13 protein-coding genes are annotated in these 13,448 nt (G+C 71.0%); 8 read left to right on the top strand and 5 right to left on the bottom strand.

Annotated elements, in window-relative coordinates; genetic code table 11:
- Positions 1 to 46 precede the first annotated feature (46 nt).
- Positions 47 to 1,030, top strand: a complete 984-nt coding sequence (locus C8250_RS29230) for a DUF5937 family protein (RefSeq protein WP_138357138.1) — start codon at positions 47 to 49, stop codon at positions 1,028 to 1,030.
- Positions 1,031 to 1,039: 9 nt separating this feature from the next.
- On the opposite strand, the gene C8250_RS29225 is transcribed toward C8250_RS29230, so the two are convergent.
- The 3 genes from C8250_RS29225 to C8250_RS29215 all read right to left on the bottom strand — a co-directional run bounded on the left by C8250_RS29225 (position 1,040) and on the right by C8250_RS29215 (position 2,979).
- Positions 1,040 to 1,369 (bottom strand): MTH1187 family thiamine-binding protein, encoded by a 330-nt coding sequence (locus C8250_RS29225; RefSeq protein WP_138357139.1) that lies wholly within the window; start codon positions 1,367 to 1,369, stop codon positions 1,040 to 1,042.
- Positions 1,366 to 1,707, bottom strand: coding sequence for a DUF3817 domain-containing protein (locus C8250_RS29220; protein WP_138357140.1), 342 nt, complete (start codon positions 1,705 to 1,707; stop codon positions 1,366 to 1,368). The genes C8250_RS29225 and C8250_RS29220 overlap by 4 nt, the downstream gene beginning before the upstream one ends.
- Before the next feature lie 69 nt (positions 1,708 to 1,776).
- Positions 1,777 to 2,979 (bottom strand): RNA-guided endonuclease TnpB family protein, encoded by a 1,203-nt coding sequence (locus C8250_RS29215; protein ID WP_138357141.1) that lies wholly within the window; start codon positions 2,977 to 2,979, stop codon positions 1,777 to 1,779.
- A 395-nt stretch (positions 2,980 to 3,374) separates the two neighbouring features.
- On the opposite strand from C8250_RS29215, the gene C8250_RS29210 reads away from it, so the two are divergent.
- From C8250_RS29210 to C8250_RS29190, 5 genes are read left to right on the top strand one after another with little or no spacing between them, the layout of a single operon-like run.
- Positions 3,375 to 4,184 (top strand): DUF2127 domain-containing protein, encoded by an 810-nt coding sequence (locus C8250_RS29210; protein WP_138357142.1) that lies wholly within the window; start codon positions 3,375 to 3,377, stop codon positions 4,182 to 4,184.
- A gap of 2 nt (positions 4,185 to 4,186) precedes the next feature.
- Positions 4,187 to 4,825, top strand: coding sequence for an AIM24 family protein (locus tag C8250_RS29205; protein ID WP_138357143.1), 639 nt, complete (start codon positions 4,187 to 4,189; stop codon positions 4,823 to 4,825).
- On the top strand, positions 4,825 to 5,475 hold the full coding sequence (locus tag C8250_RS29200; RefSeq protein ID WP_138357144.1) for an AIM24 family protein: 651 nt from the start codon (positions 4,825 to 4,827) through the stop codon (positions 5,473 to 5,475). Before C8250_RS29205 ends, C8250_RS29200 begins: the two co-directional genes overlap by 1 nt.
- 5 nt (positions 5,476 to 5,480) lie before the next feature.
- Positions 5,481 to 6,269, top strand: coding sequence for an AIM24 family protein (locus tag C8250_RS29195; RefSeq protein ID WP_138357156.1), 789 nt, complete (start codon positions 5,481 to 5,483; stop codon positions 6,267 to 6,269).
- A 55-nt stretch (positions 6,270 to 6,324) separates the two neighbouring features.
- Positions 6,325 to 6,801, top strand: a complete 477-nt coding sequence (locus C8250_RS29190) for a MarR family transcriptional regulator (protein WP_138357145.1) — start codon at positions 6,325 to 6,327, stop codon at positions 6,799 to 6,801.
- A gap of 79 nt (positions 6,802 to 6,880) precedes the next feature.
- Here C8250_RS29190 and meaB read toward each other — a convergent pair whose 3' ends face one another.
- Both meaB and C8250_RS29180 read right to left on the bottom strand, forming a co-directional pair.
- A complete protein-coding gene (gene meaB / locus C8250_RS29185; protein ID WP_138357146.1) occupies positions 6,881 to 7,837 on the bottom strand; it encodes a methylmalonyl Co-A mutase-associated GTPase MeaB in 957 nt (318 codons plus the stop codon).
- A gap of 20 nt (positions 7,838 to 7,857) precedes the next feature.
- A complete protein-coding gene (locus C8250_RS29180; protein ID WP_138357157.1) occupies positions 7,858 to 9,033 on the bottom strand; it encodes an acetyl-CoA C-acetyltransferase in 1,176 nt (391 codons plus the stop codon).
- A 163-nt stretch (positions 9,034 to 9,196) separates the two neighbouring features.
- On the opposite strand from C8250_RS29180, the gene mce reads away from it, so the two are divergent.
- The gene (mce, locus tag C8250_RS29175) at positions 9,197 to 9,625 is read left to right on the top strand and encodes a methylmalonyl-CoA epimerase (protein ID WP_138357147.1); all 429 of its coding nucleotides are present in this window, start codon (positions 9,197 to 9,199) and stop codon (positions 9,623 to 9,625) included.
- A gap of 232 nt (positions 9,626 to 9,857) precedes the next feature.
- Positions 9,858 to 13,352 (top strand): polarized growth protein Scy, encoded by a 3,495-nt coding sequence (scy, locus tag C8250_RS29170; RefSeq protein ID WP_232485231.1) that lies wholly within the window; start codon positions 9,858 to 9,860, stop codon positions 13,350 to 13,352.
- Positions 13,353 to 13,448: the final 96 nt, after the last annotated feature.

Raw genomic sequence — 13,448 nt, 5'->3', positions numbered from 1 at the left:
ACATGGCTTCTACTGTTTCGGCTGAAAACGAAACTTGGGAGACGTCATGCCGTTCCACATGCACTTCACGGCCGACGATGTGCTGTCCTCCCGGTTCGCGATCTCACCGCTCTGGGAGACCCAGGAGGCGATCCGTACCCTCCGGACACCCGCGCGCCAGGGGTACCACCTGCCGTGGCTGCGACAGGTCCGGTCGGTGGCCCGTGGGCTCGATCTCAGCCCCTTCGAGCTGGTGATGCCGCGGCGCGGCCACAACCCGGATTTCCTGTGCCCGCCGCCCGACGGGGTCTTCGCCACGATAGACGAGGAGCTGGCCCGGGTCCGCGGCACCGACCCGGCCGTGGCCCACGCGGACCTGGCCAGGGCGCTGGCGGTGATCCCGGGTGCCGCCGCCGACGAACGGGCCCGGGCGCTGCTCGACGACCCGGCGCGGACGGTGGACGAGCTCGCGGAGCTGATGGCCCGGGTCTGGGACACGCTCCTCGCCCCGTTCTGGCCCCGGATGCGCGCCGTGCTGGAGGCCGATGTGGCCTTCCACTCGCGCCGGCTGGCCGACGGCGGCCCGGAGCGGCTCTTCGCCGATCTGCACCCGAAGGTGAGCTGGTCGGACGGCACGCTCACGGTGGACCAGCGGACCGACCACGTCAGGACGCTGGGCGGCGAAGGGCTGCTGCTGGTGCCGAGCGTCTTCGTCCGGCCGGACGTGGTGAGCGGCTTCGACCCGCCCTGGCAGGCCACGATGGTCTATCCGGCGCGCGGCACCGCCACCCTGTGGACCGTGCCGGGCCCCGCGCCCGCCGAGCCGCTGATCCGGCTGCTGGGTCCCAACCGGGCGGCGATCCTCACCAACCTGGACGCGCCCGCGACCACCAGCGCGCTCGCCCGCCGTCACGACCTCGCGCTGTCGTCGGTCTCCGCGCATCTGTCCGTGCTGCGCGACGCGGGCCTGCTCACCTCGCACCGCGACGGCCACCGGGTGCTGTACGAAAGGACCCCGCTCGGCCTCACCCTCGCCACCGGCGGGGGGTAGCGGCGTCCGTCAGCTCCCGGCGGCGGGGGCCGCGGCGGAATCCGCGGCGGGAGCGAGGAACCGCTCGACGGTCTCGACCTTCGACGTCATCCCGTCCGTCACGCCGGGCCGGATGTCGGCCTTGAGCACGAGGGAGACGCGCGGCGCGCGGGCCTCGACGGCGGCGACGGCGCGCTTGACGACGTCCATCACCTCGTCCCACTCACCCTCGATGGAGGTGAACATCGCATCGGTGCGGTTCGGGAGACCGGACTCCCGCACGACGCGGACGGCGTCGGCGACGTACTCGCCCACGTCCTCGCCGACGCCCAGCGGGGAGACCGAGAAGGCGACGATCACGCGACGACGCCTTCCTGGCGGGCACGGGCGGCGATGATCTCCGACTCGGCCTCGCGGCGCAGCATGCGCTCGGCGAAGAAACCGCCGGTGGGGAGCACGGACAGCACCGCGTAGAGCGCGCCGCGGCCCAGCGTCCACTTGGCCCGGTACCAGGCCAGGGCCCAGAGGACGACGTAGAGGACGAACAGCACCCCGTGCACCATGCCCATGACCGGGACGGCGTTGAAGTCGGTGGTGCGCTTCAGGATCGAGCAGAGCAGCAGCAGGAGGAAGGAGACCGCCTCGGGGGCGGAGACCAGGCGGAGCCGGCGCAGGGCGGAGGCGGTCTTGATGTCCACGGATTCCTCATCATCGACGGGGGCGGTTCTTTTGACATCCTCCCCCTCCCAAGGAGGGGGATTCCTGGCTCACGTTGCCTGGCGGCCCGGCGGGCTATCAGGTCTTCCACGATCAACGCCAGCCGGGATGAGACCAGCCCGGACGAGCATCACGCGGGCGGAGTTCTTATCTCGGGGGGAGACGGCTCCGCACGCGGTGCAAGTGTAGGTACGTTCCGACAGCGGGAGTGCGTGCTTGGTTCTCGCTCCGCAGTGTCCGCAGTCCATGGTGGTGTGCGCGGGGTGCACCAGATGCAGGATGCGCTGGTGTTTGCGCGCCATGTTGATCAGTTCGTGCTTGGTGGCGGAGATCGCCGCGTCGGCCGCTTTGCGGGCCATGGTGGATTTGGCGAGGAACTTCGGCCGGAAGTCCTCCACCGCGAGCTGATCGAAATCCGTCACGGCACGCTTGGCCCACTTGCGGGCAGTGTCCTGTCGCTGCCGGGCGATCTTCTTGTGCGTGATCGCGGCCTGCCGCTTCGCCTTCCGGTATCCCTTCGAAGCGGCCTGCCCGCGCTTGGGCTTGCGGCGGGCCATCATCCGCTGATATCCGGCGAGCTTCCCGGCGGCCTTCTTGCCGTGCCCGGGATGGGGGAGGTCGTGGTCGTCGCTGGTGGTGGTCGCGGTTTCCTTCACGCCCCAGTCGATGCCGAGCGCGGCGCCGGTCGCGGGGAGCGGCTGCGCTTGTGTCTTGACGACGAAGGAGGCGTACCAGTGCCCGATGCTGTCGCGGTGGATACGCACGCTCGTGGGGTCGGCGGGCAAGTCCCGCGACCACACCACCGTCAGCGAAATACCCCCCGCGAGGTGCAGGCGTCCGTCCTTCAACCGGAAACCGCGCTGGGTGTAGTTGAGGGTCGGGTCGGCCAGGGCCTTCTTCTTGTACCGGGGCATCCCCGCGCGCTGCTTGACCGGCAACCGGGCCTTGATGTCCTTGAGTGCTTTGGCGCGGGACCTGGCAAAATCCCGGATGATCTGCTGCTGCGGAACGCTGCTGCCCTCGCGCAGCCATTCCTGACGGCTGCGGGCCTCGGTCAGCATCGCGTCGAGCCGGGCCGGACCACACTTCTCCTGGTCCCGGTATGCCTTCTTGGACCGGGCCGCGCACTCGTTCCAGATCCACCGGCACCGGTCCCACTCGCCCGACAGCGCGGCGAGCGCGGTGGACGACACGCGAAGCCGGTAGGTGTACCGGGCGTGCCCGGCGCCGTCGGCGGCGGCCGTTGTCGTCATGACGCGACCGTAGGGTCGCGTTTTTCGCTTCTCTGCTCGGATTCCCCGACGATCACACGAACGAGTGACCGATCGCACACGTATCGACCGGCTGTCCATCAACTCCGACATCCCGCACCTGCCGGGGTCGCCCTGGCCACTCCCGCCGATCCACCCGCCGGCGAATCGGTTCTCCCCGCCCCGCTACGCAGGAAGCCGGATTCCTCCCCGGCCTAGAGGCCTGGGCATCCTCCGGATGCTCTGTGAATGTGATCACAAGGCGGTCCATTTATCGCCGCCTCCTTCCCTGGGCCCGCCCCGGGGGTCGAGAACCGGAGGGAGGGCGATAGCGTCCCCCTCCACGTAGAACACGTGAAAGACACCGACGGACGACGACAACCGGGGGAACGGGACCGATGAAGTTCGACTGGGACCGGCGCCACTGCTCGCGCCGGGGCCACATCACCTACGCGCCGGACGAGCGCCATCTGCGCGAGCGGCTGCACGCCACCACGTCCGTCGGCGAGGTCTGGCGCTGTCTGCGCTGCGGTGACTTCGCACTGGGCGAGCCGCACGGCTCGGGGCCGGCCGACCAGGCACCCGAGGTACCGCGCGGGCGGGCGCTGCGCGATCTGTTCATCCTGCGCTTCCTGGCGGCCGAGCGGCTGGTGCGCGGCGTCTTCATCGTGCTCGCCGCGTGGGCGGTGTGGCAGTTCAGCAACTCCCAGGACTCCGTCCGCAAGCTCTTCGAGGATCAGCTCTCGGTCTTCGGCCCGGTCGCCAAGCACTTCCACTACGACCTGGAGCACTCCCCGGTCATCGACACCATCCGCAAGACCTTCGACTACAAGCACTCGACGCTGGTGATCGTCGCCGTCGCGCTGCTCGTGTACGCGCTCATCGAGATCGTCGAGGCGTTCGGGCTCTGGTGGGGCAAGCGCTGGGCGGAGTACCTGACGGTCGTCGCGACCGCCGCGTTCCTGCCGCTGGAGGTCTACGAACTGACCGAGAAGGTCAGCTGGGTCAAGATCGCGACGCTGACCCTCAACGTGCTGGCGGTGCTGTGGATCGCGCTGTCCAAGCGGCTGTTGGGGCTGCGCGGCGGCGTCGAGGCGTTCGAGGCCGAGCGCCGTGGCGCATCACTGCTGGAGGTCGAGGTGGCAGCCGGGGAAGCGCCTGTTCGCCCGATTCCGGTGACGGCTCCCGCACGGACGGATAGCGTCTGACCGTGGCCATGTTCCGATTGCAGGGCAGCAAAGTACTCGCCGTGGAGATGACCGGCGACGCCGTCAAGGCGAAGAACGGCGCGATGGTGGCCTACGACGGCCAGATGGCGTTCAAAAAGATGTCCGGGGGCGGTGAGGGGATCCGCGGCATGGTGACCCGCCGGCTCACCGGCGAATCCATGGAGGTCATGGAGGTGAAGGGGCACGGCACGTGCTACTTCGCCGACCGTGCGAGCGAGATCAACCTGGTGCGGCTGAACGGGGAGAAGCTCTACGTCGAGGCCAGCAACCTGCTGGCGACCGACCCCGGGCTGCGCACCGGCACCACCTTCACCGGGCTGCGCGGCGCGAGCCAGGGCAACGGCCTGTTCACCACGACCGTCGAGGGCGTCGGCCAGGCCGCGATCACCTCGGACGGTCCGGCGATCGTGCTGCGGGTCTCGGCGGGCATGCCGCTGCAGGTCGACCCGGGCGCGTACGTGGCGCACACCGGCAATCTGCAGCAGCACTTCCAGACCGGCATCAGCTGGCGGACGGTGATGGGCGAGGGATCCGGGGAGAGTTTCCAGATCCGTTTCGAGGGCGAGGGGCTGGTCTACGTGCAGCCCAGCGAGCGCAACACGATCGGGGGACAGCTCTAGTGCCGTTCACCAAGATCAATTCCAAGATGGTCGAGGCGCAGATCCTGCCCGGCCAGCGGCTGTTCAGCCAGCGCGGCGCGATGCTCGCCTACCGCGGCGAGGTGTCGTTCACGCCGAACATCCAGGGCGGCCAGGGCGGTATCGCCTCGATGATCGGCCGGCGGGTCGCCAACGAGGCGACGCCGCTGATGACCGTCGAGGGCCAGGGCTCGGTGATGTTCGGGCACGGCGGCCACCACATCCACACCATCGACCTGAGCGGCGAGACGCTCTACGTCGAGGCGGACCGGCTGCTGGCCTTCGACGGCACGCTGCAGCAGTCCACGATGTTCATGGGCTCGCAGGGCGGCGTCATGGGCGTGATCCGCGGCCAGGTCACCGGCCAGGGGCTGTTCACCACCACGCTGCAGGGCAAGGGCTCGGTAGCCGTCATGGCGCACGGCGGCGTCATCGAGCTGCCGATCACCCACCAGGGCCCGGTGCACGTCGACCCGCAGGCGTACGTCGCGCACCGCGGCGACGTACGCAACAAGCTGTCCACGGCACTGGGCTGGCGGGACATGGTCGGACGGGGCTCGGGCGAGGCGTTCCAGCTGGAACTGTCGGGCCAGGGCACGGTGTACGTACAGGCGTCGGAGGACAAGCTGTGACCGCGATGGCCGGTGGGCCCGTCATTCATGATCCGCACACGCTGCCGGTGGACGACAACGTCAACCCGTACGCGTTCAGCGTCGAGCTCAAGGGGCAGTGGTTCCTGCAGAAGGGGAAGATGATCGCCTATTACGGGCAGATCGACTTCCACGGCATCGGCCACGGCCGGCTCGACCGGCTGGTCGCCACCAACTTCCACTCGCCGCTGCACGCCGCGGACTGGGTGGTCGCCGAGGGCCAGGGCAAGCTGCTGCTCGCGGACCGGGCGTACGACGTCAACTCGTTCGACCTGGAGAACGGCAACCTGACCATCCGGTCGGGCAACCTGCTGGCCTTCCAGCCGGGCCTGGCGCTCAAGCAGTCGATCATCCCCGGCTTCCTCACCTTGATCGGGACCGGCAAGTTCGTCGCCGCCTCGAACGGGGCCGTGCACTTCGTGGAGCCGCCGATCCGGGTGGACCCGCAGGCGCTGGTCGGCTGGGCGGACTGCCCCTCCCCCTGCCATCACTACGACCACGGCTACATGCGCGGCGTCCTGGGCGGCCTGCGGGCGCTGACCGGGATCGGCGGGACGTCGGGCGAGGAGCACCAGTTCGAGTTCGTCGGGGCCGGTCAGGTGCTGCTGCAGTCCACCGAGGTCCTGATGCCGGAGACGGCGACCGGCGGCGTGCCGGCCTCCGCCGGGCCCGGCGTGCCGGGCGCGGGCGTGCCGGGGGCGCCGGGCGGCCAGCAGGGACAGGTGCCGCGGCTGCCCGGTCAGCTGGGCGATCTGCAGCGGCGCTTCGGGCTGTGACCGGTTGACTACGGGGGCCGTTCGTACGGTTTTCAACTACATGTAGAATCTTCACATGGAGACTGAGAACGGCACCAAGTGGCTCACCGAGGACGAGCAGCGCGCCTGGCGCACACATCTCGACGTCAGCCGACTGCTGATGCACCAGCTGGAGCGTGACCTGCAGCCGTTCGGCCTCACCAACAACGACTACGAGATCCTGGTCAACCTCTCGGAGTCCGACGACCGGCGCATGCGGATGAGCGATCTCGCACGCGTCACTCTCCAGTCCAAGAGCCGGCTCTCCCACCAGGTCACCCGGATGGAGAGCACCGGCCTGGTCCGCCGGGAGAACTGCGAGTCCGACCGGCGCGGGCTGTACGCCGTGCTCACGGAGCTCGGCTGGGACACGATGCGGAAGGTCGCGCCGCATCACGTGGCGTCGGTCCGGGAGAACTTCATCGGACTGCTGCCGGCGGCGGACCTGGCGGCGCTGCACAAGGCGCTGCTGCCGATCGCGGAGCACTTGCGTTCGGCGCGCGGCCGCAGTTGATTTCCTGCCCGAGGCGGGCTGGGTTTGCGGGCGGGGCCGGGCTCTCGCGTCACTGCCCCGCTGAGGTGGCGGCGGGAGCCTACGCCTGCGTGACGCTCTCGATCAGTTCGTCCGCCGCGGTGTAGGGATCCAGGTGGCCCGTGATGATCCGTTCCGCCAGGGCGTCGAGCCGCTGGTCGCCGTGCAGGTCGCCGATTCGCTCGCGCAGGGCGGTGACGGCGATGTTCTCCACCTCGTTGGCGGCACGGCGCCGGCGGCGGGCGTCCAGGACGCCGTGCTCTTCCATCCAGGCGCGGTGCTTCTCCAGGGCCTCGACGACCTCGTCGATGCCCTCGCTGCGGGCCGCGACGGTCTTGACGATCGGCGGCCGCCAGTCCCCCGGGCCGCGTGACTCGCCCAGCCCGAGCATGTGGTTCAGCTCACGCGCGGTGGAGTCGGCGCCGTCCCGGTCGGCCTTGTTGACCACGTAGACGTCGCCGATCTCCAGGATCCCGGCCTTCGCGGCCTGGATCCCGTCGCCCATGCCCGGCGCCAGCAGCACCACGCAGGTGTCCGCCTGGGCGGCGATCTCCACCTCGGACTGCCCGACACCCACCGTCTCGACGAGGATCACCTCGCAGCCGGCCGCGTCGAGCACCCGGATCGCCTGCGGCGCCGACCAGGCGAGGCCCCCGAGGTGGCCCCGGGTCGCCATCGAGCGGATGTAGACGCCGGGGTCGGAGGCGTGCTCCGACATCCGCACCCGGTCACCGAGCAGCGCGCCGCCGGAGAACGGCGAGGACGGGTCCACCGCCAGCACCCCGACCCGCTTGCCGCGCTTGCGGTACGCGGTGACCAGCGCGGATGTCGAGGTGGACTTGCCCACGCCCGGCGAGCCCGTCAGGCCGACCACGTACGCGCCGCCGGACAGCGGCGCGAGCGCGGCCATCACCTCCCGGAGCTGCGGGGACGCCCCCTCCACCAGCGAGATCAGCCGGGCCACGGCCCGCGGCCTGCCCTCCCGCGCCTGCTCGACCAGCGTGGCGACGTCCACCATCAGTGCTCCGTCTCTCGTTACTACTTGCCGGGGACGCGGATGATCAGGGCGTCGCCCTGGCCGCCTCCGCCGCAGAGCGCGGCGGCACCCGTTCCGCCGCCGCGCCGCTTGAGCTCCAGCGCGAGGTGCAGGACGACCCGCGCCCCGGACATCCCGATCGGGTGACCCAGGGCGATCGCACCGCCGTTGACGTTCACCTTTTCAGGTGTCACGCCGAGGTCCTTCATCGACTGCACGGCGACCGCGGCGAACGCCTCGTTGATCTCGATCAGGTCCAGATCCTGCACGGTCAGACCGTCCTTGGCCAGCGCGTGCGCGATGGCGTTGGAGGGCTGGGACTGCAGCGAGTTGTCCGGGCCCGCGACGTTGCCGTGCGCGCCGATCTCGGCGATCCACTCCAGGCCCAGCTCCTCGGCCTTCGCCTTGCTCATGACGACCACCGCGGCGGCGCCGTCGGAGATCTGTGAGGAGGTGCCGGCGGTGATCGTGCCGTCCTTGGCGAAGGCGGGGCGGAGCTTGGCGAGCGATTCCGTGGTGGTCTCGGCGCGGATGCCCTCGTCCTGGCTGAAGATCACCGGCTCGCCCTTGCGCTGCGGGATCTCGACGGGGGTGATCTCGGCCTCGAACAGGCCGTTCTTCTGCGCGGCGGCGGCGCGCTGGTGGGACTGGGCCGCGATCTCGTCCTGGGCCGCACGCCCGATGCCGAGGCGGGTGTTGTGCTTCTCGGTCGACTCCCCCATCGGAATGTTCTCGAAGGAGTCGGTGAGGCCGTCGTACGCCATCGCGTCGAGCATCTCGATCGCGCCGTACTTGTAGCCCTCACGGGACTTCGGCAGCAGGTGCGGGGCGTTGGTCATCGACTCCTGGCCGCCGGCGACGACGATGTCGAACTCGCCGGCGCGGATCAGCTGGTCGGCGAGGGCGATCGCGTCGAGGCCGGACAGGCAGACCTTGTTGATCGTCAGGGCCGGGACGTTCATCGGGATGCCGCCCTTGACGGCGGCCTGGCGGGCCGGGATCTGGCCGGCGCCGGCCTGCAGCACCTGGCCCATGATGACGTACTGCACCTGGTCGCCGCCGATCCCCGCGCGGTCCAGCGCCGCCTTGATCGCGACGCCCCCGAGGTCGGCGCCGCTAAAGGATCGCAAGGATCCGAGCAGCCTTCCCATGGGAGTTCTGGCACCTGCGACGATCACGGACGTACGTGGCTGGCTCATGGTGCGGCCCCTTCAGCAGAGGAAGAGAGAAGTTAACGAGGGTTACCGTCAATGTACTGAGCGGTAAGCGCGCGGTCATCGGGCGGAACGTGTGATCGCGCGCACGTTGCGTTACCGGGTCAGGTAGCGGTGCACTGTTCCCATGCTGACTCGCATCGACCACATCGGTATCGCGTGCTTCGATCTCGACGCCACCGTCGAGTTCTACCGCGCCACGTACGGCTTCGAGGTCCACCACTCCGAGGTGAACGAGGAGCAGGGCGTACGGGAGGCCATGCTCAAGATCAACGAGACCTCCGACGGCGGCGCCTCCTACCTCCAGCTCCTGGAACCGACCCGCGAGGACTCCGCGGTCGGCAAATGGCTGGCAAAGAACGGCGAGGGCGTGCACCACATCGCCTTCGGCACCGCGGACGTGGACGGCGACGCCGCGGACATCGCGGGGAAGGGCGTCCGGGTGCTCTACGAAGAGCCGCGAATCGGCTCCATGGGGTCACGGATCACGTTCCTGCACCCCAAGGACTGCCATGGTGTCCTCACCGAGCTGGTCACCGCCGCCAAGGACCACTGACCCCAGCCCCCCTTGGGCCGGTAGAGTGGCCCAGCCGACGGGTGGGCGTGGGGTACCGGCCCGCTCCACGGCGTGGATCAGACACACTTCTCCGTAGGGCTCTGTGCGAACAGGGCTCCGGAGAGTCTCACCCGGTTGGCGGGTGAGAACGCCAGGGGACGGATGGGACCGCGGAGTGCGGGGCAACGACCGCTACGAGGCCGACGATCACCTCTCGCTGTTCGAAGCTGAGATGGAGCGGCTTCGCACCGAGCGGGGTAAGGCCGTCGAGCACGCCGACGACCTGGGCTACCAGGTCGAGGTTCTGCGCGCCAAACTTCACGAGGCACGCCGCAATCTCGCCGCCCGCCCGGCCTACGACAACATCGGCCACCAGGCCGACCAGCTGCTGCGCAACGCCCAGATCCAGGCGGACCAGCTGCGCACCGACGCGGAGCGCGAGCTGCGCGAGGCGCGCGCCGCCACCCAGCGCCTGCTGCAGGAACAGGCCGAGCGCCAGTCCCGCTTCGAGGCCGAATGGCATGCCGAGGCCGTCGCCCGGCGCCGTCAGCTCGACGAGGAGCTGGGCGAGCGCCGGGCCACCGTCGAGACCCACGTCAACGAGAACGTGGCCTGGGCCGAGCAGCTGCGGGCCCGCAGCGAGTCCCAGGCCCGCCGGCTGCTGGACGAGACCCGCGCCGAGTCCGAGGCGGCGCTCGCCGCCGCCCGCGCCGAGGCGACCCGGATCGCCGAGCAGACCCGCGAGCGGCTCACCGCAGAGGCGGAGTCCGCGAAGTCCGAGGCCGAGCAGTTGCTGCGGCGGGCCAGGACCGATGCGGAACGGCTGCTGAACGCGGCCTCCAACCAGGCGCAGGAAGCCAGCAGCCAGGCCGAGCAGCTGCGCACCTCCACCCTCAGCGAGTCCGACGCGGCCCGCCAGGAGGCCACCGAGCTCACCCGGCTCGCCCAGGAGCGGATGCGCGAGGCGGACGATTCGCTGCGCGAGGCCCGTGCCGAGGCCGACCGGCTGCGCGAGGAGGCCAACACGGCCGCCTCGAAGCGGCTGTCCACCGCCGAGGCCGAGAACGAGCAGCGCACCCGTACCGCCCGCGCCGAGATCGCCCGCATGGTGACGGAGGCGACCAAGGAGTCGGAGGCCGCCAAGGCCGAGGCCGAGCAGGTCCGGGCCGACGCGGTCGCCGAGGCCGAGCGGGTCAGGGCCGAGGCCCAGGAGACGGCGCGGTCCGCCGCGTCCGAGGACGCCGCGGCGCAGCTGGCCCAGGCGGCCAGGAGCGCCGAGGAGGTGCTGACGAAGGCGTCCCAGGACGCCCAGTCCACCACCCGGGCGGCCGCCGAGGAGGCCGAGCGCATCCGCGGCGAGGCCGAGGCGGAGGCCGAGCGGCTGCGCGGCCAGGCCGAGGCGTCCGCTCAGGAGCTGCGCGGCGCCGCGCAGGACGACACCGAGGAGTACCGGGCCAAGACCGTCGAGCTGCAGGAGGAGGCGCGCAGGCTGCGCGGCGAGGCCGAGCAGCTGCGGGCCGACGCGGTCGCCGAGGGCGAGCGGATCCGCGGTGAGGCCCGCCGTGAGGCCGTCCAGCAGATCGAGGAGGCCGCCAGGACCGCCGAGGGCCTGCTGGCCAAGGCGAAGGCGGACGGCGACGAGATGCGCCAGGGCGCGTCCGCCGAGTCCGACCGGATGCGGGCCGAGTCCACCGAGCGTGCCTCCGCACTGAACAAGAAGGCCGAGGAGGCCCTGGAGCGGGCCCGCGCCGAGGCCGACGCGCTGCGCGGCGAGGCCGAGCAGCAGGCCGGCCAGGTCAAGGACGACGCCGAGGCCGACGCGCTGCGGCAGCGCGGCGAGGCCGAGCAGACCGCGCTGCGGCTGCGTGCCGACGCCGAGGCGGACCTGGTGCGGCTGCGCGAGGAGGCCGAGCAGCGCGTCACCACCGCCGAGCAGGCGCTGCGCGACGCCCGTGGCGAGGCCGAACGGCTGCGCCGCGAGGCCGCCGACGAGGCGGAACGGCTGCGGAACGAGACAGCGGAGCGGGTCCGGGTCCTGCAGGAGCAGGCCGAGGCCGAAACGGTACGGCTGCGTGACGAGGCCGCGGCCGACGCGTCGCAGACCCGCGCCGAGGCCGAGACGATCGCGGTGCGGCTGCGTACCGACGCCGCGACCGAGGCCGAACAGCTGCGCACCGAGGCGCAGGAGACCGCGGACCGGCTGCGCTCGGAGGCCGCCGCGGCCGCCGAGCGGACCGGCACCGAGGCCGGCGAGGCGCTGGCCGCCGCCCAGGAGGAGGCGGCCCGCCGCCGCCGCGAGGCCGAGGAACTGCTCGCGGCCGCGCGCGGCGAGGCCGATCAGGAGCGGGCCCAGGCCCGCCGCGAGAGCGAGGAGCTGCTCGCGTCGGCCCGAACCCGGGTCCAGGAGGCCGGGGTCGAGGCCGACCGGCTGGTCGCCGAGGCCGAATCGCGTGCCACCGAACTGGTCGCCGCCGCCGAGCAGACCGCTCAGCAGGTCCGTGACGCCGTCGCGCATCTGCACGAGCAGGCTGCCGAGGAGATCGCCGGACTGCGCTCCGCCGCCGAGCACGCCGCCGACCGGCTGCGTACCGAGGCCCAGGGCGAGGCCGACCGGCTGCACGCGGACGCCAACTCCGAACGGGAGCGGGCCGCCGAGGACGCCGCGCGGGTCCGCCGCGACGCCAAGGAGGAGACGGACGCCGCCAAGTCGCTGGCGGAACGCACCGTTTCCGAGGCGATCGACGAGTCCGAGCGGCTGCGCACGGAGTCCCGTGACGACGCCAACCGCCGCCGTACCGACGCTGCCGGCCAGGCCGACCAGCTGATCACGAAGGCCCGCGAGGAGGCCGAACGTCTCGGCATCCTGGCCAAGGACGCCCTGGACACCGCCGAGCGCGAGTCGGAGGCGACCCGCGCGGAGGCCGACCGGATCCGCGACGAGGCCCGCGAGGACGCCAACCGCCGCCGCAGCGAGGCCGCCGAGCAGGCGGACGAGCTGATCGCCAAGGCGCAGGCCGAGGCGCTTCGGATCGGCGCCGCCGCCGAGGAGCAGTCCGACACGATGGTCGGTGCCGCCCGCACCGAGGCCGAACGGATCTTCGCCGAGGCGACGCTGGAGTGCAACGGACTGGTCGAGCGGGCCCGTACGGACGCGGACACCCTGCTCGGCGAGGCGCGCCGGGACGCCACGTCGATAAGAGAACGCACCGAGGAACTGCGCAACCGCGTCGAGACCGAGGTCGAGGAGCTGCACGAGCGGGCCCGCAAGGAGTCCTCCGAGCAGATGCGGACAGCCGGCGAGCGGGTCGACAAGCTGGTCGCGGCCGCCACCGAGCAGCTCACCGAGGCCGAGGCGAAGGCCGAGGAGCTCAAGTCCATGGCCTCGTCCGAGGCGAGCAAGGTACGGATCGCCGCCGTGAAGAAGGCCGAGGGGCTGCTCAAGGAGGCCGAGCAGAAGAAGGCCGACGCGGAGCGGGATGCCGAGCGGATCAAGGGGGAGGCCCGTGCCGAGGCGGAGCGTACGGTCACCGAGGGGAAGCGCGAGTTGGAGATCCTGGTGCGCCGCCGACAGGACATCAATGCCGAGATCTCCCGTGTCCAGGACGTCCTGGAGGCGTTGGAGTCATTCGAGACCCCTGGAGCCGGGAAGAACGCGGTGACCGCCGGTGCGGGGGCCGGAACCACCCGTTCGGGGGGCAAGCGCAACGACGATGCTCCACTCGATTGAGCGGACATTCTCCATACCTAATAGGCAATGGCTCGGTGACACGCCGTCCGGGCCCCTAGGATTCCCTCTATCACCTCACCCGGTCTGAATTGACAG

Source organism: Streptomyces sp. So13.3, from assembly GCF_005860785.2.
GTDB lineage: Bacteria > Actinomycetota > Actinomycetes > Streptomycetales > Streptomycetaceae > Actinacidiphila > Actinacidiphila fildesensis.
The sequence above is the reverse complement of the archived record's forward strand: the minus strand, read 5'-3'. Positions and strand labels throughout refer to the sequence as shown.